23 protein-coding genes are annotated in these 21,706 nt (G+C 65.8%); 15 read left to right on the top strand and 8 right to left on the bottom strand.

Going from position 1 to position 21,706, the window contains the following annotated elements; translation table 11 throughout:
* The first annotated feature begins 5 nt into the window (after nt 1-5).
* The 4 genes from VHP37_22995 to VHP37_22980 all read left to right on the top strand — a co-directional run bounded on the left by VHP37_22995 (nt 6) and on the right by VHP37_22980 (nt 4,307).
* Entirely contained in the window at nt 6-1,352 is a 1,347-nt protein-coding gene (locus VHP37_22995) for an MmgE/PrpD family protein (GenBank protein ID HEX2829235.1), read from the top strand.
* Nucleotides 1,352-2,038 carry a VTT domain-containing protein gene (locus tag VHP37_22990; GenBank protein HEX2829234.1) on the top strand — a complete coding sequence of 229 codons (687 nt, stop codon included), beginning with the start codon at nt 1,352-1,354 and terminating at the stop codon, nt 2,036-2,038. The genes VHP37_22995 and VHP37_22990 overlap by 1 nt, the downstream gene beginning before the upstream one ends.
* A gap of 254 nt (nt 2,039-2,292) precedes the next feature.
* Nucleotides 2,293-2,520: a hypothetical protein gene (locus tag VHP37_22985; GenBank protein ID HEX2829233.1), complete on the top strand. Its 228-nt coding sequence runs from the start codon at nt 2,293-2,295 to the stop codon at nt 2,518-2,520.
* A gap of 80 nt (nt 2,521-2,600) precedes the next feature.
* Nucleotides 2,601-4,307: a PQQ-dependent dehydrogenase, methanol/ethanol family gene (locus VHP37_22980; GenBank protein HEX2829232.1), complete on the top strand. Its 1,707-nt coding sequence runs from the start codon at nt 2,601-2,603 to the stop codon at nt 4,305-4,307.
* A 47-nt stretch (nt 4,308-4,354) separates the two neighbouring features.
* Here VHP37_22980 and VHP37_22975 read toward each other — a convergent pair whose 3' ends face one another.
* Both VHP37_22975 and VHP37_22970 read right to left on the bottom strand, forming a co-directional pair.
* Entirely contained in the window at nt 4,355-5,113 is a 759-nt protein-coding gene (locus VHP37_22975; protein ID HEX2829231.1) for an alpha/beta hydrolase, read from the bottom strand.
* A gap of 82 nt (nt 5,114-5,195) precedes the next feature.
* Complete coding sequence (locus VHP37_22970; GenBank protein HEX2829230.1) at nt 5,196-6,080, bottom strand: ABC transporter substrate-binding protein; 885 nt, start codon at nt 6,078-6,080, stop codon at nt 5,196-5,198.
* 69 nt (nt 6,081-6,149) lie between these two features.
* On the opposite strand from VHP37_22970, the gene VHP37_22965 reads away from it, so the two are divergent.
* The 4 genes from VHP37_22965 (at nt 6,150) to VHP37_22950 (ending at nt 8,562) form a co-directional block, all read left to right on the top strand.
* The gene (locus tag VHP37_22965; GenBank protein ID HEX2829229.1) at nt 6,150-7,100 is read left to right on the top strand and encodes a tripartite tricarboxylate transporter substrate binding protein; all 951 of its coding nucleotides are present in this window, start codon (nt 6,150-6,152) and stop codon (nt 7,098-7,100) included.
* 37 nt (nt 7,101-7,137) lie between these two features.
* Nucleotides 7,138-7,629 (top strand): hypothetical protein, encoded by a 492-nt coding sequence (locus VHP37_22960; protein ID HEX2829228.1) that lies wholly within the window; start codon nt 7,138-7,140, stop codon nt 7,627-7,629.
* Nucleotides 7,630-7,690: 61 nt separating this feature from the next.
* Nucleotides 7,691-8,128, top strand: coding sequence for a PaaI family thioesterase (locus VHP37_22955; GenBank protein ID HEX2829227.1), 438 nt, complete (start codon nt 7,691-7,693; stop codon nt 8,126-8,128).
* A 110-nt stretch (nt 8,129-8,238) separates the two neighbouring features.
* A complete protein-coding gene (locus tag VHP37_22950) occupies nt 8,239-8,562 on the top strand; it encodes a hypothetical protein (GenBank protein ID HEX2829226.1) in 324 nt (107 codons plus the stop codon).
* Here the strand turns inward: VHP37_22950 and VHP37_22945 are convergent.
* Nucleotides 8,516-10,306 (bottom strand): NAD(P)/FAD-dependent oxidoreductase, encoded by a 1,791-nt coding sequence (locus VHP37_22945; GenBank protein HEX2829225.1) that lies wholly within the window; start codon nt 10,304-10,306, stop codon nt 8,516-8,518. The genes VHP37_22950 and VHP37_22945 overlap by 47 nt on opposite strands.
* 162 nt (nt 10,307-10,468) lie before the next feature.
* On the opposite strand from VHP37_22945, the gene VHP37_22940 reads away from it, so the two are divergent.
* On the top strand, nt 10,469-11,419 hold the full coding sequence (locus VHP37_22940) for a 2-hydroxyacid dehydrogenase (GenBank protein ID HEX2829224.1): 951 nt from the start codon (nt 10,469-10,471) through the stop codon (nt 11,417-11,419).
* Between the two features lie 93 nt (nt 11,420-11,512).
* Nucleotides 11,513-12,784, top strand: coding sequence for a PilT/PilU family type 4a pilus ATPase (locus VHP37_22935; protein HEX2829223.1), 1,272 nt, complete (start codon nt 11,513-11,515; stop codon nt 12,782-12,784).
* 47 nt (nt 12,785-12,831) lie between these two features.
* Here VHP37_22935 and VHP37_22930 read toward each other — a convergent pair whose 3' ends face one another.
* The 3 genes from VHP37_22930 to VHP37_22920 are packed head-to-tail and all read right to left on the bottom strand — an operon-like array spanning nt 12,832 to nt 14,756.
* The gene (locus tag VHP37_22930; protein HEX2829222.1) at nt 12,832-13,332 is read right to left on the bottom strand and encodes a cupin domain-containing protein; all 501 of its coding nucleotides are present in this window, start codon (nt 13,330-13,332) and stop codon (nt 12,832-12,834) included.
* Nucleotides 13,333-13,363: 31 nt separating this feature from the next.
* The gene (locus tag VHP37_22925; GenBank protein ID HEX2829221.1) at nt 13,364-14,239 is read right to left on the bottom strand and encodes a 6-bladed beta-propeller; all 876 of its coding nucleotides are present in this window, start codon (nt 14,237-14,239) and stop codon (nt 13,364-13,366) included.
* A gap of 22 nt (nt 14,240-14,261) precedes the next feature.
* A complete protein-coding gene (locus tag VHP37_22920; protein HEX2829220.1) occupies nt 14,262-14,756 on the bottom strand; it encodes a hypothetical protein in 495 nt (164 codons plus the stop codon).
* A 131-nt stretch (nt 14,757-14,887) separates the two neighbouring features.
* Here VHP37_22920 and VHP37_22915 point away from each other — a divergent pair, with 131 nt between their 5' ends.
* A complete protein-coding gene (locus VHP37_22915) occupies nt 14,888-15,571 on the top strand; it encodes a DsbA family oxidoreductase (protein ID HEX2829219.1) in 684 nt (227 codons plus the stop codon).
* A gap of 25 nt (nt 15,572-15,596) precedes the next feature.
* Here VHP37_22915 and VHP37_22910 read toward each other — a convergent pair whose 3' ends face one another.
* Entirely contained in the window at nt 15,597-16,976 is a 1,380-nt protein-coding gene (locus tag VHP37_22910) for an MmgE/PrpD family protein (protein HEX2829218.1), read from the bottom strand.
* Between the two features lie 128 nt (nt 16,977-17,104).
* Between VHP37_22910 and VHP37_22905 the strand changes: the two genes are divergently transcribed.
* The 4 genes from VHP37_22905 (at nt 17,105) to VHP37_22890 (ending at nt 21,560) form a co-directional block, all read left to right on the top strand.
* On the top strand, nt 17,105-18,343 hold the full coding sequence (locus VHP37_22905) for a CaiB/BaiF CoA-transferase family protein (GenBank protein HEX2829217.1): 1,239 nt from the start codon (nt 17,105-17,107) through the stop codon (nt 18,341-18,343).
* On the top strand, nt 18,340-19,713 hold the full coding sequence (locus VHP37_22900; GenBank protein HEX2829216.1) for a CoA transferase: 1,374 nt from the start codon (nt 18,340-18,342) through the stop codon (nt 19,711-19,713). The genes VHP37_22905 and VHP37_22900 overlap by 4 nt, the downstream gene beginning before the upstream one ends.
* A 119-nt stretch (nt 19,714-19,832) precedes the next feature.
* Nucleotides 19,833-21,032: a thiolase family protein gene (locus tag VHP37_22895; protein ID HEX2829215.1), complete on the top strand. Its 1,200-nt coding sequence runs from the start codon at nt 19,833-19,835 to the stop codon at nt 21,030-21,032.
* A gap of 114 nt (nt 21,033-21,146) precedes the next feature.
* Nucleotides 21,147-21,560 (top strand): OB-fold domain-containing protein, encoded by a 414-nt coding sequence (locus VHP37_22890; GenBank protein HEX2829214.1) that lies wholly within the window; start codon nt 21,147-21,149, stop codon nt 21,558-21,560.
* A 6-nt stretch (nt 21,561-21,566) separates the two neighbouring features.
* Here the strand turns inward: VHP37_22890 and VHP37_22885 are convergent.
* Nucleotides 21,567-21,706: IS630 family transposase (locus tag VHP37_22885; GenBank protein ID HEX2829213.1), on the bottom strand; the 140-nt coding region annotated here is incomplete at its 5' end.

Here is a 21,706-nt window from a genome sequence, read left to right as displayed (position 1 = left end):
GAGCCATGGAAAAAGCCACCCACGCGCAGCGCCTCGCGGAGCGCTTCAGCAAGCTCAAGCTCAACGACGTCGACAGGCCCTCTCGCGAGGCGGTCAAGCGGCTGTTGATGGATTATCTCGGCGTCGCGATCGCGGGCAGCCACAGCGAGAGCGGCGAGATCGCGCAGCGCTTCGCGCGGGAGCACGGCGGCAAGCGCGAGGCGAGCCTCATCGGGGACGGCGCGCGCGTCGACGTGACGATGGCCGCTTTCGCCAACGCGATCTCCTCGCACAGCATCGAGCTCGACGACATCGACGTGCTGGCGCTCTTCCACTTCAGCCCGCCGGTGTATTCGGCCGCGCTCGCGGCCGCGGAATACGCCGGCGCCGACGGCAGGCAGCTTCTCACCGCGCTCGCCGCCGGTTGCGAGATGATGGAGCGCGCGAGCCGCGCGACCAATCCCAGCCTGCGTAACCGCGGCTTCCACACCACGCCGACCTGCGGCGTCTTCGGCGCGACGGTCGCCGCGGGCAAGCTCCTCAAGCTCTCCAAGGACAGGCTCACCTCCGCGCTGGGCATGGCGGGTGCACAGGCATCCGGGTTGATGGAGATGTACGGCCCCTCGATGCAAAAGCGTTTCAATCCCGGTCCGACCGCGCGCAACGGCGTGACCGCCGCCCGCATGGCGCAGCTCGGCTTCACCGGCGCCGACACGATCTTCGAAGGCGAGCGCGGCTTTCTGGCCGCGTTCAGCGATTCGACCGATCCGGAGGCGCTCGTCGCCGACCTCAAGCGGCCGTACGAGCTGCTGATCGAGTTCAAGCCGTACTCGTGCGCGAGGCCGATCCACAACGCGATCGACTGCGCGCTGGCGGTACGCGCGCAGGGCGCGGCCGCGAAGGACGTGGTGAAGATCGACTTCCTGCGCCACCCCGACTGGGCGAAATACCACCAGAACAAGGCGCCGCGCACCTATCACGAAGCGCAGGTGTCGCTGCCGTTCTCGGTGGCGGTGGCGCTGATCGAAGGGCAGGCCCTGCTGAAGCAATACAGCGACCGCAACATCCGCAATACCGAGGTGAAGCGCCTGATGAACGCGACCTCGATCGCCGAAGACGCTTCGCTGCCGCGCGGCGTGTCGTGCCGCCTGACCGCGACGATGCGCGACGGCCGCACGCTGGTCTCGCAGGTCGATTACCCCAAAGGCTCGATCCAGAACGCGATGTCCCAGGCCGAGATGCGCGCCAAGTTCGACAGCCTCGCGGGCCCGGTCGTCGGCGCGAAGCGCGCGGCGGCGCTGGCGGAGCAGGTGATGGCGCTGGAGAAAGTCGCAGACATCGGGGAGCTGATGAAACTCACCCGCGGGCGCTGATGCCGCAGCGGCAACGCCGGAAACGCAAGCCCGCATGGGCGGAGATCATCGGGGCGCTGGTCTTCCTGGCGGCGCTCGGCGCCGCGTGGCGTTACACGCCGCTCTCCGACTACATCACGACCGCGCGCGTCGGCGGCTGGGCGAAAGCGGTCGGCGGCACGTGGTGGGCGCCGATCGCCGTCGTGCTCGCGTACGTGCCTGCGTCGTTCGTCATGTTCCCGCGGCCGCTGCTGACGCTGTTCACGGTGATCGCGTTCGGACCGCGGCTCGGCTTCGTGTACAGCATGCTCGGCATCACCGTCGCGGCGTGGGCGACGTACTACGCCGGCCGCGCGCTGCCGAAGGCGACGGTGAAGCGGCTCGCCGGCGACAAGCTCGACCAGATGGGCACCAAGCTGCGCAAGCACGGCTTCCTCGCGGTCGTCGCTTGGCGCACCACGCCGGTGACGCCCTTTACGCTGGACGGGATCATGGCGGGGGCGCTACGCATCAAGCTGTGGGATTACACCGCCGGCACGGTGGTGGCGATGCTGCCGGGCGTGCTCGCGACGACGATCTTCGGCCACCAGATCAAGCGCTGGATCGAGAACCCCGACGAGATCAGCTACTGGATCCTCGGGGCGATCGTCGTGGTGTTCGGTCTCATCACCTGGGGCGTCAGCCGCTGGTTTGCGAAGCAGGGGTAGGACGAAGCGCTTGACAAGACGAGATCGCTCCGTAGAATCCCGCACCTTGCGCCATGCCATGCATACGGCATGTGCGTGCAACAAAGGAATTCGATGAACCGGCTACCACGCATTCGCTGACGCTCACAGGACACCCCCGGGCCTGGAGCGTATGCGCACATCTCCAGGTCAGGTCTCAGTGGGCGGCGCGCTGCCGTCGAACGAAGCCCTGGCGACTTTCAGTCCCGGGGCTTTTTGTTTTTCGAGGATTCGAGATGGGCATACAGCTCACGTTCGACCAAGGGCTCGTCCCCGTGAAAGTGTGGACCGAGGACATCGACCCCAAGGCGTTGCAGCAGCTCCTCAACGTGTCGGAGCTGCCTGTCGTGGAGCTCGGGAAGAAAGCGCTCGAGGGCTATGCGTTGACCAACAAGGCCGGGGAGACCCGGCCTTGTTTTTTCGGGTGTCGGCGCGCCGGGAAAAACCGGACAGTGACCGGCTGACGATCCCCGTTGTCCCTGCGCCTCGGCGGCGCTACTCTGCGGGAGCAGTGTCTGGTCACGTTTCCTTTAAGGGGGGAATCATGAGAAGCACGCTGTTCGCCAGTCTTTTGCTGCTCGCCGCCTGCGCCGCCACCGACAATTCACAGCAACCGGCGCCGCCGCGCGCCGGGACCGGGGCCGGTCCCACCCAAGCCGAGCTCACGGGCGCCGGGAAGAACACCGACGACGTCGTGACCTACGGCATGAGCTACAACCACAACCGTTACAGCCCGCTGTCGCAGATCAACAAGGGCAACGTGAAGCGCCTCGTGCCGGTCTGGAACGTCTCCCTCCAGAACGATCTGGGCGAGCAGGCGCAGCCGATGGTGTACGACGGCGTGATGTACGTCTCGAACGCGCGCTGGACCTACGCGCTCGACGCGGTCACCGGCAGGATGATCTGGCGCACCGAGGTCGAGTACGACCCGAAGACGCCGTCGGTGGTGTGCTGCGGCGTCTCGAACAAGGGTGTCGCGATCTACGACGGGAAAGTGTTCCGCACCACGCTCGACGCGCACGTGATCGCGCTCGACCAGAAGACCGGCAAGCAGCTCTGGAAGCAGAAGGTCGCGGAGTGGAAGGAGGGCTATTCGCTCACCGTCGCGCCGCTGGTCGCCAACGGCGTGGTCATCACCGGCTGCTCGGGCGCCGAGTTCGGCGCGCGCTGCTTCCTCGACGGCTGGGATCCGGCCACCGGCAAGAAGTTGTGGCGGCGTTACACCACCGCGGGTCCGGGCGAGAAAGGGCACGACACGTGGGATCCGCCGACTTCGTATCAACGCGGCGGCGCGAGCACGTGGATCACCGGTTCGTACGATCCGCAGCTCGATCTCGTGTACTGGGGCACCGGCAACGCGGGGGCGTGGAACCCGGCGAACCGCCGCGGCGACAATCTCTACGTCGCGTCGATCCTCGCGATCAAGCCCAGGACCGGCGAGATCGCGTGGCATTACCAGCTCGCGCCGAACGACATCTGGGACTGGGACACCTGGGAGATCATCCTCGCCGATCTCAATGTGAACGGCCAGACGAGAAAAGTCGCGATGAACCTCTCGCGCAACGGCTTCCTGTACGTCCTCGATCGCACCAACGGCCAGCTCATCTCCGCGCAGCCTTTCGCCAAGGTGAACTGGGCCGACCGCATCGACATGGCGACCGGCCGGCCGGTCGAATCGGAAGTGTCGAAGAAGCTGCGCGCGGGCGAGACCGTCGAGCTGTGGCCCGGCATCCGCGGCGCGAAGAACTGGCCGCACGCGGCGTTCAACCCGAGCACCGGATTGCTGTACGCGAACACCAACCACGGCTATTCGACCTACCGCTTCACGCCGTACCAGCCGTACAAGGCGGGCGTGCGCTACCAGTCGGTGGAGAACATCAACTCGCCGGTCACGTCCGAGACGATCGCGGGCCACATCGAAGCGATCGATCCGCTGACGGGCAAGGCGAAATGGCGCACCCCTTTGAAGGGGGAAATGATCGCCTCGGCGATGCTCGCGACCGGCGGCGGGCTGCTCTTCACCGGCAAGCACAGCGGCGACTTCATCGCGGTCGACGCCGACACCGGTGAAGTGGTGTGGACGTTCAAGACCGGATCGGGCATCAACGCGCAGCCGATCACGTGGACCAGGGACGGCAGGCAGTACGTGACGATCCTGTCGGGACTCGGCGGCTCGAACTCCGTGCGCCGCGGCCTGCCGGACATCCCGCTCGGCGGCTCGGTCTGGACGTTCGCGCTCTTCGACCGCTGATTAAACGGGGTCAGGTCCACATTTAAGAAATGTGGACCTGACCCCAATCAGGCCGGCAGGGGCGCGTGCGCGCGCAGGAACGAGCGCACCTGGCGCACCGCGATCGGGATGCGGTCCCTGGGCTCCTTCCACGGGAAGATGCTCACTTCCGAATTCGGCGCGAGCATCACCGACTCCATCGCGGTGGTGAACGGGTGCGGGGGCGAATCGTCGGGCATGACGAGGAGCGGCGTCTTGACCGAGCGCACGAAGTCGCGCGACACGGTATAGACGAAATCCTGGCGCGGGCCGCGGTACATGCTGGTCAGGAACCTGTCGATCTGCTCCATGGTGATCTCCGGCCGCTTCTTCACCAGGTCCGGTCCCCAGCCTTTCATATTGCTCTCGTAGGAAAGATTGGGCAGCTCCTTGCGCCAGCCGCTCGGCTGCGACAGCACCGCGGCGACCACGCGGTCGGGCGCGCGGCGGATGAGGTTCCAGATCATCGGCCCGCCGATGCAGTAGCCCAGAACCATGAAGCGCTGCGCACCGATGTGGTCCATCAGCGCGAGCTGGTCGTCGGTGATCGAGTCCCACGGCCGTTCGACGTCGAGCGGTCCGGTCGACTGCCCGCTCGGTGCGTAACGCAGGTCGGACGTGACGACGCGGTACTCGTTCCCGAGCTCGGCGATCGCGTCGAACGGGGCGCCGTTGGACACCCACCCGATGGTCGAATTGAGCCCGCCGCCGGGTATCACGAGCAGCGGAAAGCCCTTGCCGGCTTCCTCGTAATGGATGCGGATGTTGCCTTTTTCGTAGAACGGCATGGTTCCCTCCCAAAATCCGGGTCAGAGTCAGATTAATCCGGCGAAATGTGACTCTGACCCGGATTAAATCGGATTGATCAGGTCATGCGGGCGGTCGCGCGCACACCTGCTCGTAAGGCCAGCGCTGCTTCAGCAGGCCGTTGTATTCGTAGACGTCGAGCGTCTTCTCGTACGCCGCCTGCGTGATCTCGGCATGGCGCGTCCAGCAGCCCAGGCGCTGGTAGGTCGCGATGCAGTCGGCGAGCACGCGCTCGTCGGTGTCCTTGAAGTACGGCTTTTGCGCCCGGGCGATCTCGGCGGCGGGCGTGTCGTTCATGTAATCGCGGGTCTTGCGGTAGGCGCGCATGAACGCTTTCGCCATGTCGGATGCGAGCCATTCGCGCTTCGCCGCCAGGCTCGAGAATCCCACCGGCCCGATCTGCGGCCCGACCTGGGCGACGACGTGCCCGACACCGTCGGCTTCGAGCTGCTGGGGATACGGCCCCTGCTGCTGGACATACGCGCCTCGCCCTTCGCGGAAGGCTTTGTCGATCTCCGCGGCGCTGCCGAACGGGATCACGTCGATCTTCGCGAAGTCGATCCCGGCCTTGTGGCACGCGTACTTGAACATGTCGAGCGGCTGCCCGCCCTTGAACATCACGAGCTGCGCGCCTTCGAGCTTCTTCCACGAGAAACCGGGATCGGCCGCGCGCCCGGTGAGGAAGAAGCCGTCCATCTCGTTGATCTGCGCGAAGTGCAGGGCGGTATTCGTCTCGCCCTTGTTGAGCGTGGTGAACCCCTGGCTCAGCGCGGACTGGACGACGTGCGCCGAGCCGTCTTCGAGCGCCGCCAGCGCCGATACGCCGGGCTTGGCGACCGACCACTCGGGATCGAGACCTTCGGCTTTCAGGAAACCGCCCGACATCGTCGAGATGAGCGGGGAATAGAACGCCGAGAACAGCGTGAACTGGATGCGGATGGTGTCCAATCGTCCTCCTTCGTGGTAGCCGTCAAGGGTATCCTATTCTCCCGCACGCGGTACTGACGGAGGTTCTCGATGCGAACCCTGGTTGCTGCCGTTCTCGCCCTGGCCGCGGTTGCGGCCGCCGCCCAGCCTTATCCCACCAAGCCCATCCGCTTCATCATCTCCTTCGGCCCCGGCTCGGCCAGCGACGCGCTCGCGCGGATCGCGGGGCATGAGCTCACGCACTCGCTGGGCCAGCCGGTGGTCGTGCAGCCCAAGCCCGGCGCCGACGGCGCGCTGTCGGGACTGGAGCTCAAGCGCGCGGCGCCCGACGGCTACACCTTCCTCTTCGGCTCGAACAGCGCGCTCGCGGTGGTGCCCAGCCTGCGCAAGACCCCGCCGTACGATCCGCTCACCGATTTCACGCCGATCAGCTATCTCGGCGACAACACCTTCTTCATCGTGGTGCATCCGTCGATTCCGGCGAAGACGATTCCCGAGCTGATCGCCCACGCCAAGACACGTCCGAATGCGATCAACTATCCGGCGGGCAACACCTATGCGCTCGTCGCGACCGCGCTGTTCGCGACGGCGAACGGCATCGCGATGCACGCGGTGCCGTACAAGTCGGAGCCCGACGCGATCCCGGACCTGCTCGCCGGGCGCGTGCATCTGCTCTTCGGCACGTCGACCAACACGGCCGCGCACGTGAAGGAGGGCCGGCTGCGAGTGCTCGCGACGACGCTGAACGAGCGCAGCCCGCTGATGCCCGACGTGCCCACGTTCGCCGAGGTCGGCCAGCCCAAGCTGCCGATCGGCCCGTGGTTCGGGCTGGTCGGGCCGCCGCGGCTGCCGGCGACTATCGTGACCCGCATGAACAAGGAGGTCGTCGCGGTCCTCGACAAGCCCACGGTGAAAGAGCTGATGCTGCGGCACGGTTTCATGGCGAAATCGTCGACCCCGGAGGCGCTCGGCGCGTACATCAAGGACCAGGTCGCGGTATGGAAGACCGCGCTCAAGTCGGCGGGCGTCGAAGCGCAGTGAGTTACGATCGGGGCTCGATCCCACCACGGAGCGCCGCATGCCGATCGACCATCTGGCCAACACCAACAACGGCAACGCGATCAAGAAGATCGCCACGACCACGACCACGCTCTCCGGCCGCACGTCGAACCTGCCGATCTACAACGTGAACCTGAGCGCGTTGAAGGACGTCGTCGGCGGCAAGCTGCTCACCGTCATCGGGTCGATCAAGACCGACAACGACAAGGACCTCCAGAACGGCTACCGGCAGCCGACCGATCACGAGGACCGCGACGGCAACCTGCCGGCGCCGCCCGGCAACGGCGTGCAATACCGCGAGTATTTCGTCGCGGACAACAATCTCGCCAAGCCGGGCTACGTGCGCCTCGTCGCCGACCTGCACAACAAGCGCATGTACATCACGCCGACCCATTACGACGCGTGGGTGCAGGACCGCCAGGCGGCGGGCAAGCTCGACGGCGGCACCGCGGTCACGGGGGCGACGGCGGGCGCGCACAGTCCGTTCTTCCTCATCATGACCAAGGCCTGAGCGGCGCGTAGGCGCCCGCGAGGTGCTAGTCTTACCGCCTTTTCGAAAAGGCGGGCAAACGATGGCGGAAGTGAACGAGGCGGTCGCGCGCGAGGCATTCGAGAACGCGCTGGCCACCCACAAGCAGGACTTCGGCGAGTTCTTCCTGATGCGCCTCTACGGGATGGACATCGCGTACACCGAAGACGAGTGCCGCATCACCTTCGAGGTCAAAGACTTCATGCACAACCCGCAGGGCGGGCTGCACGGCGGCGTCATCGCGTTCGTGCTCGACGTCTCGATGGGCCATCTCCTGTACCGGCGCAGCGGCCCGGGTGCGACCCTGGAGATGAAGGTGCAGTACCTCAGCGTCGCGCGCGTAGGCCTGCTCACCTGCACCGCGCGCTTCCTGCGCCATGGCAGGAGCATTTCGGCGCTGCGCTCGGAGCTGGTCGACGCGAACGGCGAGATGATCGCCTACGCGACGTCGACCTGGAAATCGCTGCGCAAGAGCGCGTAGGGCGCTTTCGATGATGCGCCGCCGCATGCTCGTGGCATGGCGCGCACTAAAGAAGGGCGGCGGCGGAGCCGTTAAGGGGCATGGGGGTTTTTACGGGCCCCGAGGCGCCCATGAACATCATCTACAACGGCAGCATCAAGCGCGACGGGATCATCTACGACTACTCCGCGGTCTGGACGAGGCGTTCGGGCGGGATCGACTGGAAGGCGATCGTCCGCAGCGCGGACGTCTTGTGCAGGCCATCGGGCGTGCTCGACGACGTGCTGACCGACGGTCAGGTGCGGCAGGTGATCACCGAATTGGTAAGCGACAGCATCGAGTCGCTCGTGTCCGAGCGGCCGGCGAAGCGCAATGTCGTCGCCTTGAGGAGCGCCGCGCCCGAGCCGGTCAGGGCTCCAGCGCCTTCGGCAGCAGACCTTCCTCGATCGCCTTGATCTGGATCGCGACGTACCGCGAGTAGGTCCGGCAGTTGGCGAAGCTGCCGCCGACGAACCACAGCCCTTCCTGCTTCGTTCGCTTCCACATGTTGCTCATCTCGCCGTCCGGCGCGAAACCCCACACCGGTCCGACCTTCTCGGCGACGTCCTCGCCGATGAGCTCGCCGACGAGCGCCTGCTGGCCATAGAAGCCGGTCGCGAGAATGATCAGATCGACTTCCTTCACCGTGCCGTCTTTCAACCGCGCGCCGTTCTCGACGAACCGCTCGATCCGGTCGAACTGGAGCAGCCCCACTTCCTCGTCGATGATGAGCTGCGCGCAGCCGGCATCGAGGTAGTAGCCGCCGTAGCGCGTGCGCACCTTCCACTGGTGCCCGGCGCCGTCCTCGCCCGGGTCGTACTTGAAGCCGCGCGCGATCAGCCCGTCGATCGTCTTGCGGTCGAACTCCTGCATCTTCGCGTTGAGGATCTGAAGGTTCTTCTTGACGATCGGCTTGGTATTGGTGCTCGCGAAGAGATCCCCGTCCTCGACCGGGACGCCGGTGTAGATGCCGTAGACGAGCTTCGCCGACGGGTTGATCGAGACCACGGTGCACGAGCCGCGCTGCACGATGGTCGTGTCGCAGCCGTTGGCGTGCAGGTCCTGCGCGACGTCGTGGCCGCTGGTGCCGGTGCCGATGACGAGCGCGCGCTTGCCGCGCCATTCCGCGCCGTTGGTGAACTCGGCGGTGTGGATCACCGCGCCTTTGAAGTCGCTCAGCCCCGGCAGCTCCGGCCTGAAGGGGAAGCCGACGAGGCCGCTCGCGAACGCGAGATGCTTCGGATGCAGGGTGCGCTCTTCACCGGTCTGGTTGTTGCGCACCGTCGCGTTCCAGCGCGATTGCGCTTCGTCGTACGACGCGCGAGCGAGCTCGGTGCTCGTCCAGAAGTTGATCTCCATCGCCCACGCGTACGCTTCGAACCAGTCCGCGAGCATGTCTTTCGGCAGGTAGAGCGGCCATGAGACCGGGAAGGGCATGTAGGGCAGGTGATTGACCTCGGTGCTGTTGTGCAGGGCGAGCGAGTGATAGCGCGTGCGCCAGCAGTCGCCCACGCGCGGCAGCCGATCCACCACCAGCGTGTCGACGCCGATGCGGCCGAGCGTCGCCGCGAGCGACAGCCCCGCCTGACCGCCGCCGACGACGAGCACCGTCGGCTCGCGGTCGTCGTAGCGCTGCGCCGCGATGCGCTGGTCGAGCCAGTTGGTGCCGCCGAAGTTGCGCGAATACGCTTCGCCGGTCGGCCGGCGGCTGCCGATCTTTTCCTCGAAGCCCTTGAGCTCGTGCAGGCTCGTCATGAGCTGGAAAGCTTTCGACGGATCGGCGGCGAGCAGGCGCACCACGCCGAAGCCGCGTCCCAGCCCGGTCTCGAACTTGAAGATGCCTTCGATCACATCGGTGCCGGCGCGCGCGACGCGGCGCGGCGGCGTGCGTTCTTCGGCGATGGAGAAGCCGCGCGCCCCGGTCCGTGGCTGGTTGGCGATCAGCACGGCGGCGATCTCGGCCGGCCCGGCCTTGGGCGTGATGGACCATGTGAACGCGACGAGGTCGCGATAGTGGCTCTCCGCCGCGAAGAGCTGCGCGAGCGACGCGCGGCTTTCGCTCTGCAGCGCCACGTCGAAGCGGCCGAGCCATTGCTCGACGAGCTGCCGCTCGGACAGGGCCGGTGTTTTTTCGAGAACGGTGTGCGGTGCGGCGTCCATCGATGGTCCTCCAGCGATGCGACGACTATACCGCGAAGTTCGTCATCCGGGCTGCGTTTGCCCGTACGCGTGCGCCGTACGGGGCGTTTCATTCCGCATCGTGGTCGCTTGACCGGCGCTGCGCGCGCGGCCAATCTCGTGCGGCGAACAAAGGAGCGGGACATGGGTATCGGTGTGCTGGCGCTGGTGGGTATCTCGCCCGAGCGCGCCGCGGCGCTTGCCGCGGCGGGATACGAGCTGATCGAAGGCAAGAAATACGCAACGCGCGACGAGGCGCTGCGCGCCGCGGGGGAAAAGGCGAGGGCGGTGCTCACCAACGGCCGCGGCGGCATCAGCGGTGCGGAGATGCAATTGCTGCCCAAGCTCGAGCTGATCTGCGCCGTCGGCGCCGGCTACGAGGCGGTGGATATGGGGGTTGCGCGCAGCCGCGGCATCGCGGTCGCGAACTCGCCCGATACCAACGCGCCCGCGGTGGCCGACTCCGCGATGATGCTGCTGATGGCGGCGACGCGGCACGTGCTGAAGGCCGATCGCTTCGTGCGCGACGGCGGCTGGCAGGAGCAGTGGCGCGTGGAGACGCCGACGATCTCGGGCAAGCGCCTGGGCATCCTCGGCATGGGCAAGATCGGCGGTCGCATCGCGCACCGCGCAGCCGACGGTTTCGACATGGAGGTCGGGTATCACAACCGCTCGGAGGTCGCGGGCTCTGAGCATCGCTATTTCGCGAGCGCCGTGGAGCTTGCGAAGTGGGCGGACTTTCTCGTGTCCTCCACGCCGGGCGGCGCGGGCACCAAGCACCTCGTCAACGCCGAAGTGCTGGAGGCGCTCGGGCCGAAAGGCTACGTGGTCAACGTGAGCCGCGGCACCGTCGTCGACACCCGGGCGCTGCTCGATGCGCTGCGCGACAAGCGGATCGCCGGTGCGGGGCTCGATGTGCTCGAAGGCGAGCCCGGCGTGCCGCCGCTCTTGAAAGACCTGCTTGCGCTGGACAACGTGGTGATCACGCCGCACGTCGCCGGCCGCGCGCCCGAAGCGCAGAGCGCGGCGACCGGGACCATCCTCAAAAACCTGAACGCGCACTTCGCGGGGAAGGCCCTGTTCTCGCCGGTCTAGCTACAGTTTCCGGCACGGCGGCCGTTATTGCGTGAGGTTTCCTCTCATCTTGCGGTCATGTCGGAACTCACGGAAGAACAGGCGCGAGCCTACATGCACAAGCTTCTCGCCGGGATGAGCCAGGCGGGAGGATCGGACCTTTTCATCTCGCACGATTTTCCGCCGAGCATGAAAGCGCACGGCGCGATGCGTCCGCTCACGCAGCAGAAGCTCACCGGCGAGGTCACGGCCAAGCTCGCGCACGCGATGATGAACGAGCGCCAGCGCGAGGAGTTCGCGAAAGAGCTCGAGTGCAACTTCGCGATCTCGATCCCGGGCGTGTCGCGGTTCCGGGTCAACGTCTACGTGCAGCAGCAGCACGTCGGCATGGTGATCCGCACGATCGCGAACGAGATCCCGCACTTCGAGAAGCTCGGGCTGCCCGAGGTCCTCAAGGAGATCATCATGGCGAAGCGCGGCCTCGTGCTCGTCGTGGGCGGCACGGGCTCCGGCAAATCGACTTCGCTGGCTGCGCTCATCGACCATCGCAACCGCACGAGCGCCGGCCACATCATCACGGTCGAGGACCCCGTCGAATACGTGCACCAGTCGAAGCAGTCGCTCGTCACCCATCGCGAAGTGGGCATCGACACGCTGTCGTGGCACCAGGCGCTCAAGAACACGCTGCGCCAGGCGCCCGACGTGATCCTCATCGGCGAGATCCGCGACCGCGAGACCATGGAGCACGCGATCACGTTCGCCGAGACCGGGCACCTGTGTCTGGCGACGCTGCATTCGAACAACGCGAACCAGACGCTCGACCGCGTCATCAACTTCTTTCCGGAAGATCGGCGTCAGCAGCTCCTGATGGACCTCTCCGCGAACCTGCGCGCGATCGTGTCGCAGCGCCTGGTGCGCACGATAGACGGGAACGGCCGCATCGCCGCGGTCGAGATCCTCATCAACACCCCGACGATCGCCGAGCGCATCTTCAAGGGCGAGTTTCACGAGATCAAGGCGCTCATGGGCAAGTCGCGCGAGCTCGGCATGCGCACCTTCGACTGGGCGCTGTTCGACCTGTACAACGACGGGCTGATCTCCTACGAGGAAGCGCTGCGCAACGCCGACTCGACGAACGAGCTTCGCCTCAACATCAAGCTCAAGAGCCAGCGCGGAGAGCCTGCATCGCCGGGCGGCGCGGAGCTCTCTTTCGATCAGGAGCGCGCGGCCGCGGAGCTCGAAAAGCAGCGCCAAGAGGAGCTCGCGAAGCAGGAGGAACGGCGCAACGAGTTCGAGCAGGCGCGGATGCAAAAGCTCGAGGTGCAGAACCCCGCGCCCGCGGCGGCCCCGGACGCGCCGCTCACCCTGCAGCTCGAGGAGCCGTAACCGGCGGCCCCAGGGTGCGTGATAACGCACCGCGCGCAGTCACAGCCTCAATAGACGGTGCGCAACAATTCCCCGTCCGCCTCGGCCGGATTGGCGTCGATCAGGATGAACGCGAACACCGCCGGTACCGGGCCGTGGTTGATCCAGGTGTGCAGGGTGCCGCGCTGGACGACCACATCGCCGGCTTTCAGGTGCACGACCTCGTCGCCGTCGAGCTCGAGGTCGATCTCGCCCGACAACAGGATCGCGTAGTCGACGGTCTCGGTTCGATGGGGAAAACGGCCGTGACCGGGCGCGAACTCGGTGATGCGGCACGTCGTGCCCTGACCGTTGCCCACGTAGTTGTGGCGCACGACAAAGCCCGCCCGTTGCGCCGCGTCGGCTTCGCGCGAGTTGTCGACGGGCATGCGATCGGTCGACCAGATCTCGCAGCCGGTGATGTTGCCGCCGATGCGGCGTGGGACCGCGGTCAGCGTCTCGTCGCTGGCGATGACCGCCTTGCCGTTCGTGTCGTGTCCGGTCACGACACGCCTCACTCGTAAAGTCATCGCAGCCCTCCTGCGGCAACGGCGGAAGCCTTCAATGCACCCTTGCGTACTTGTCGACGCGAAGCTCCTTGGTGCGTCCGACATAGATGTTGCCGCCCGAATCGATGCCCATGCCGTGCGCGTGAGGCATCTCCCAGCGGGTCAGTACCGCGCCGTTGGCGTCGCGTACGCTGACCGACGGGCCGCTCGTCGCGGTCTTTTGCTCCAGCAGATAGAAGATTCCGTCCTCGTCTCTCGCCATGTCGTTCGGGCCGCCCATTCCGGTCCACATGCCGATCGACTTGCCGTCCGGCGTGAAGATCTGCACGCGCGAGTTCGCCCGGTCGCTCACGTACAACGTGCCGTCGGGGGAGATCGCCATGCTGTGAGGCAGATGGAACTCGCCCGGCGCGCTCTTGCCGGGTTGTCCCCATGACTGGATCAGCTCGCCGTCTTTGGTGAAGCGATGGACCCGGCTGTTGCGATAGCCGTCGGTCACGTAGAGATCGCCGGACGGTCCCGGCATGATCTCGGTCGGATGGTTGAACGGCCCTGCCGCCCGCAAGGGGAGGTTGTGCCAGTCCTCGCAGCCGGTGTCGGAAGCCTGGCCGCGCGTGCCCAACTGCCGGACGAGCTTGCCGTCGAGCGTGTAGACCATCGCCACGTTATCGGTCTGGTCGGTCAGGTAAACGAGGTCGTCGACGATCCTGAAGCCGTGCGGGCGCTTGAATTCGCCGCTTCCCCACGAACGCAGGAATTTCCCGTCCGTGTCGAAAACCAGCACGGCGGGGTCCTTGCGCTGGAACACGTACAGCCGACCTTTGGAATCGGTCGTAAGCCTGCTGATCAGGCCGAAGCTTTCGCCCTCGGGCAGCTTGGCAAAGTCCTCGACGAGCTCGTACGTGTAGTCGTTCGATCCGACTTTCATCACGGTTCTCCTATAACAAACCTCAGGGTAGCCTGGCGAGGACCGACGTCATCAGATCGCGCAGCTGCTTGAAGATCGGGTCGGTGATCGGGCCTTTCGACCAGTTCAGCGTCAGGTTGACCGACTTGTTGCCTTTCAGCGCGGTGATGTCGGCCGCACTTCGCTCGCCCTTCTCGCGAGTGGAGTACGCCTCGGGGCCGAACTCCGGGGCAGGCGCGAGCGTCATTGCCTGTGCGGCTTCCGGTGCGCTCATCTGCTTCTTGAATGCGGCGAGGTCTTTCTTCAGCTCTGCATTCGGCTTGTCGATGACGGCGAGCAGCACCAGGCGGCCGGGCGTTTTCGACTTCGCGACGCAGGCCGAGTCGCCATAAGGCGCCGGCGCCTCGTGGTCCGCTCCGAGGAGCGGCTTGAGATCGACAGCCGCCATCAATACGCAGGCGGGACGCGGGTTCTGCGCCACCAGCGATGTCGGGGCCAATGACAATGCAGCGAACATGCAGGACAGGATGGTTTTCATGACGCTGCTCCCTGGTTTGACGGAGTGCGTTGCCGAGATCGTGTCGCCGGGCTGCAGTTTGCCACGTCGAGCAGCGAGGCGCTCGGGCTTTGTTTTAAACTGCGCGCAGCGTACACGCACTGGAGATGGACATGACCGAGCCCTTGCGCATCGACGTCGTTTTCGACTTCGTCTGCCCCTGGTGCTACATCGGGAAGCGCCGGCTGGAAGCCGCGCTCGATGTGTGGAAGGAAGAGCATGCCGGCGAACCCGAGCCGATCGTGCGCTGGCTGCCTTTCCAGTTGAACCCCGAGATTCCGCCCGAAGGCATGTCGCGGCGCGAGCATCAGGAATGCAAGCACGGTCCGGCCGGTCCCGATCCGCGAAAGCAGGAACAGATGACGGCCTTGGGTCGGCGGCTGGGCGTCGCGTTCGAGTTCGATCGCATCACCGTGCAGCCCAACACCCTCGACGCCCATCGGCTCAGCGGCTGCGCGCAGCGGCAGGGCTCGCAGGATGCGATGGTGGAAGCGCTGTTCAGGGCGTTCTTCGAGCAGGGCGTCAGTCTCAACGATCACGAGGCGCTGGCCGACCTCGCCTCGGCGGTGGGGTTCGACTGGCGCCAGGTCGCTGAATACCTGGCGAGCGCGACCGACGTGCCGGCGGTCGAACGGCTGGAGCTCGAAGCCCGCAATGCAGGCATCGACATCGTGCCGTTCTTCGTCTTCAACGGCAAAGTCACCGTTGCGGGCGCACATGAAGTGCCGGTGCTGCTCGGAGCGATGGCGCAGGCTACGGAACCCGCATCCGTATCGTGCCGTCCTGTCGCGACGTGATGAGGAACGATCCCGAGCCCGCGTCCTACTTCTGGTAGAGCCTCCTCAGCTTTCTCACGTTGTCGAGCTTGTCGAGGCTCCATAGCGCCGAAAGCAGCGCCGCGGTCTTTTGTTTTCCGAGCACCGGCGCGATCAGGTCGACCGCTTTCACTTCGAGCTCCGGCCGCTCGATCGGATTCGCGAAGCTGCCTTTGGCCGCCTTGGTCTCGTTCGTGAGGGTGCGGCCGTCTTTGAGACGGATCTCTACGCCTGCGTTCCAGCGGCGCTGCGGATCGCGCATCGATTCCTCGCCGACCACTTCGACGAGCTTTCTCACCGCGAGGATTTTCGGATCGCGCATGCGCGCGTAGTCGTGCGTGGTCCTGAACGAGACCTTGCCGTCGACGAGCATGAGCGCGATCAGGTGCTGGAGGCAGATGTCCGGCATGTCGCGGCCGTTGACGATGTCGAGCTCGGTGTCGGACAGGCGCATGACGACCTTCGCGACCTGCGCGGCCTTGATGCCGTGGCGCTCGATGAGCTCGTGCAGCACCTGCATCGGGCCTTGTATGGGGCCTCCGGTCGGCCAGCGCTTGATCGAGGCGCGCATCATCTCGTGCCTGACGCCCAGGCTTTCGACGAGATCGTTGCGGTCGACGTCCTCGGGCGCGAAGGTGTAGAAGAAATCGCGCTGGCCGGAGAACACATCCTCCACACCAGTCCAGCCGTGAGCGACCATCAGCGCGCCCGCGACGCCGTTGTGCGCCGGCATGCCGCCCATCGCATACGCTTTCTCGATGTGCTCGGGGTCGCGGAACATGGCGTAGAGGCCCGAGGTGTGCTCGCCGGTGTAGGCCATCAGGTAACGCATCTCTTCGGCGTTCAGTTTCAGCAGAGCACCGGCGGCGGCCGCTGCGCCGAAGAGCTGCCCGGTCGCACCGGCGTGATGGCCGGATCGAAGAAAGGCGACCGGCTTGAGCGTCAGCAGCATGCGCGCGCAGATGTCGTAGCCCAGCGCGATCGCCCGGATGATCGAAGCACCCGGCAAACCGTCGCGTTCGCCGAGCGCGAACGCCGCGGGAATCACGCTCGTGCCGGGATGCGTCAGCGTCGGCGGATGCGTGTCGTCGGTTTCGTCCGCGTGGCCGAACATGCCGTTGGCGAGCGCCGCATTCGCAGCCGACACGACGAGGCGGGTGCCGACGACGCCGGCTTCAGGCGTCCCGCCGATGGCTTTGACGTAGGGGATCGCGCGTTGGCCGGGCAGCAGACGCGTGCCCGAAATCATCGCAGCGAACGTGTCGACGGTGTGGAGCTTCACGCGCTCGACGAGCTCCTTTTTGAGCGGCTTCTTGACCGCGTTCGCCAGATGCTCGCTCAGCTTGCGCATGTGGGGCGAGATCGGGGTCTTCTTTTTAGTCGCCACGGTTGCGTCCGGAGGTTTGTGTTGTTGAAAGGATTCTATCGGAGTCGCGTTGTGCGTCGTGCTGCTATCATCATCCCGTCGCGAGAGAGACTTCCACCAACCGAAACCTCGCACACCGGAGCCAGCGCATGAGCGGGGTTTACGAAGACCTCACAGCGATAGAGCTTGCCGATCGCCGCAACCAGTGGGCGGGGAAGCTCCTGTCCGATGGCGGCGCGCGCGTCATCCAGATCGAGCCCATCGACGGCAGCCCCGGGCGCTGGTGCGGGCCGTTCGTCGACGACAAGACCGATCCCGATCGCTGTCTCGATTACTGGTGGAACAACACCGGCAAGCAGAGCGTGGCGCTCGATGTGACGCGCAAGCCCGGCCAGGATCTTCTGAGAAAGCTTCTCTCCAAAGCCGACGTCTTCCTCGAGAGCACCGCGCCGGGGACGCTGAACAAGCTGGGGCTCGCATACGACGACGTCAACACCAACCCAAAGCTGATCTACGCCTCGCTCACCGACTTCGGCCAGGACGGACCCTGGCGCGATCACAAGATGAACGACCACGCCCATCTCGCGCTCGGCGGGCAGATGTCGAGCACGGGCTACTCCGACCCGACGGTCACGCCGATCGGCGGACAGGGCAAGCAGGCGTGGCACATGGGCTGCGCTTTTCTCCTGCACGGCATCACCGTCGCGCTCTTCGATCGGCTGACTTCGGGCGAAGGACAGTACATCGACGTCTCGATCCACGACGCGTGCGCGATCGGCACCGAAGCCGCGGTTCCGCAGTGGATGTACTACGGGCAGACGATGTATCGCCAGACCGGCATGCACGCCAATCCCAGGCGCCAGCCGCCGCTGCAACTGCCCACCGCCGACGGCAAGTACATGATCGCGGTGATGCAGAACTTCGGTAAGCGCGTGTGGGACAACCTCATCAAATGGATGGACGAGAAAGGCGTGACCGGCGAGCTGCACGACCCGAAGTACCAGGACGAGGCGTTCCGCATGTCCGAGTATCGAACCGGCAACGTCGTGCGTGACGCCATCGCGCGCCTCATCAAGGCCAGCAACGGCGAGGAGTGCTTCCATCGCGCGCAGGGCTACGGCATCTCGTGGGGCCTCGTGCATGCCGCCGAAGAGAACTACGCCATCCCGCACTACCAGCAGCGCGGCTACTGGCGGCCGGTCGAGCATCCCGAGATCGACCGCACGATTCCGTATCCGCGCGGGCCGGTCGCCTGCGATGCGCTGCAGATCGAGCCGCGAGGCAGGGCACCGCGGCTCGGCGAGCACACGACACAGGTGCTTCGACAGGACCTGGGGCTGAGCGATCGGGACATCGCATCGTTGAAGGCATCGGGAGTCATACGATGAGCGCGAAATCTCCCGCGCGGCCCGGCGTCCTCAGCGGCATCCGAGTGCTCGACTTCACCTGGAAGACCGTCGGCCCGTGGGCGCCGCGGCTGCTCACCCATTACGGCGCGGAAGTCATACACGTCGAGCGCGCGGGCGGCTACGACGACCATCGCTACAACGCCGTGCCGAGCATCGTCAGGGACGATCCGCAACCGGCCGAATTGCCGGGCACGAAGAAGGTTTACGCGGACGCCCAGTTCAACACGCTGCGCGAAGAGAAGGCTGCGGCCGGAGAAGTCCCGGGACAGAAGAAGCTCTATGCCGCGCCGTACTTCAACACGCTGCATCACGGCAAGCTCGCGATCAGCCTCAATACCAAAAATCCCGAAGGCCTGAAGATCGTCGAGCGCCTCATCGGCCTGTGCGACGCGGTCGTCGAGAACTTCAGCGGCGAGGTCCTGACGAGCTGGGGGCTCACCTGGGAGCGCATCCACGCGCTCAATCCGCGCACCGTGTACATGAGCTTGTCGGGCTTCGGTCACTCGGGCGACTGGAAGGGCTATCGCAGCTTCGGACCGACCGCCGCGGCGCAATCGGGGCTTTCGCTCGCGTCGGGTTTGCCGGGCCAACCGCCGGCCGGCTGGGGCTACTCCTATCTCGACGTGATGGGCGGCTGGATGGGCGGCCTCGCATTGATCCAGGCCCTGCTCCAGGCGAAGAAGACCGGAAAGGGTATGTATGTCGACTACGCGGTGACCGAAGGCGCGATGTCGATGGTCGGCACCTACATGCTCGACTACCAGGTGAACGGCCGGCGCACGCGGCGTCCTGATTTCCCGCCGGGGAATCGCTCGATCTTCCCGTCACTGGCGCCGCACAACACCTACCGGTGCGCGGGAAGGGACCGCAACGGCCAGAACTGGTGGGTGTTCATCGCATGCGAGACTCAGGCGCAGTTCGAGTCGTTGTGCGCGGTCATGGGACAGCCGGGCCTCGTACTCGATCCCAAGTTCGCGACCGTCGAGGCGCGCGTGACGAATCAGGACGAGCTCGACGGTATCATCGGCAACTGGACGCGCGCGCGGCGGCGCTACGACATCATGCGTAAGTGTCAGGCGGCGGGGATCATCTGCGCAGTGGTGCAGAGCGCCGAAGATCGCGTCGAGTACGACCCGCAGCTCCAGCACCGCGAGATGCACCCGATCATCGGTCATCCCGAGCTCGGCGAGTGTCCGTACGAAGGCTATCCGGTGAAGATGTCGCGCACGCCGGCATTCGTGCACGGGCGCGCGCCGACGCTGGCCGAGCACAACGACTATGTGTACGGCGAGCTCCTCGGCATGAGCGCGGCGGAGATCGCCTCGCTGCGCGAACGCGAAGTGATTTGAGAATGGTCATCGCGAGGAGCGCCAGCGACGACGCGATCTCGTGGCGCACGCATCGGACGCTCCGGGATTGCTTCGTCGCTGCGCTCCTCGCAATGACATCCATCAGGAGAACCTGAGAAATGGCAGTTCGCTTCGACCAGGACCGGCTCGGCCGGCTGAGAGACACCGTGGCCGTCGTCGGGGTCGGCGAGACCGACTACGGCGCCGACTATCGCGGCGCCGGCGGCAAGGCCATGGGCAAAGGCGAGGCGCGCGTCGACCATTACACGCTCGCCTCGCGCGCGCTGAAACGGGCGCTCGACGACGCGGGGCTGACCAAGGACGACATCGACGGCCTCTGCACCGGCCCGACCTTATCGAGCGAGCGCGCGTGCGAGCTCTGGGGCATGAACCCGGGGTGGAGCGGCAGCGGCGATGCCGCCCAGTGCATCATCGAGGCGACCATGGCCATCAACGCCGGGCTGTGCACGACGGTGGCCCTGGTCTACGGCAACGCCCAGCGCTCGATGAATACCGCCTACGGCGGGGCGCGCGTGACGGGCGGGGGCATCACGTCGTACTTCTATTACGCGCCGTGGGGGCTCACGTCGCAGGGCGCGCTCTACGCGCTCTTCTTTCAGCGCCACAAGCTGCTCTACGGAACGACCGAGGAGCAGCTCGGCGCGATCGCGGTGGCGTTCCGCAAGCACGCGTGCATGAATCCCAACGCGGTGATGCAGAAGCCGCTGACCATCGAAGACTACATGAACGCGCCGTATGTCGCGGAGCCGCTGCGCCTCTTCGATTACTGCCTCATCAACGACGGCGGCGTGGCGATCATCGTGCGCCGCGCCGACATGGCGAAGGACCTGAAGCACAAGCCGGTGATGGTGAGCGCCATCGGCTGGTCCGAGGAGAACGTCGACGCGACTCAGCTTCGGCCGCGCCTGAAAGATTTCTATCACACCGCGCATCACGGTGTGGCAGCGCAGGTCTATCCCATGGCAGGGCTCACGCCGAAGGACGTCGATGTCTTCGCCACCTACGACAGCTTCAGCGTGCACCTGCTGGCGTCGCTCGAAGGCTTCGGCTTCTGCAAGGAAGGCGAGGGCGGTCCTTTCGTGCAGGACGGGCGCATCGAGATCGGCGGCGAGCTGCCGTGCAACACCAGCGGCGGCATGCTTTCCGAGAGCTACATGCAGAGCTGGAACCACCAGCCCGAGCTGGTGCGGCAGTTGCGCGGCGGTCTCGGACAAAGACAGGTGAAAGGGGCCGAGGTCGCGCAGTACGTGCACGACGTCGCCGGCAAGTGCAAGAGCATCATCTATACACGGCAATAGTCATCGCGAGGAACGCCGTGACGAAGCGATCTCGTGGCGCACGCAAGCGGACGCTCCGGGATTGCTTCGTCGCGACCGCTCCTCGCAATGACGCACAGAAAGGAGGCTGAAGCGATGGCCACGGCGCGCCCGATTCGCTCGATGGATCCGTATGCCGAGCAGTTCTGGACCTACACGCTGAAGAAAGAGCTCAGGCTGCAGAAATGCTCGGACTGCGGCAAGTTCCGCTGGCCGCCCGGGCCGACGTGCGACAAGTGTCTCTCCGAGGAAGCCGAGTGGGCTCCGGTCAGCGGCCGCGGCAAGGTGCTGTCGTGGACGACCTTCCGCCGCAAATACTTCGACGAGTACCCTGCTCCTCACACGACGATCGTGCTCGAGCTCGACGAAGGACCGCTCTTCGTCTCCTATCCCGTCGACGTCGCCGTAGAGGACCTGCGCGAGAGCATGGTGCTTTCGCTGCGCTGGACCGACGGACAAGACAAGTTCGGCGAATACAACCTGCCGGTGTTCGGACCGCCGTCCGCGTAGACCCCGCTAGTGTGCCGTCCCGTTAATTCGCCTGCAAAGCCGTTCCAGTTTCTGGATGATCGAGTCGGCGGTGGCGGTCCATATGAATGGCTTGCAGTGTTTGTTGTATTGCTGCACGAAGCAATCAATCTTCGCGATCAGGTCTT

The sequence above is a fragment of the Burkholderiales bacterium genome, assembly GCA_036262035.1.
In the GTDB taxonomy this organism is placed as follows: Bacteria; Pseudomonadota; Gammaproteobacteria; order Burkholderiales; family SG8-41; genus JAQGMV01.
The sequence above is the reverse complement of the archived record's forward strand: the minus strand, read 5'-3'. Positions and strand labels throughout refer to the sequence as shown.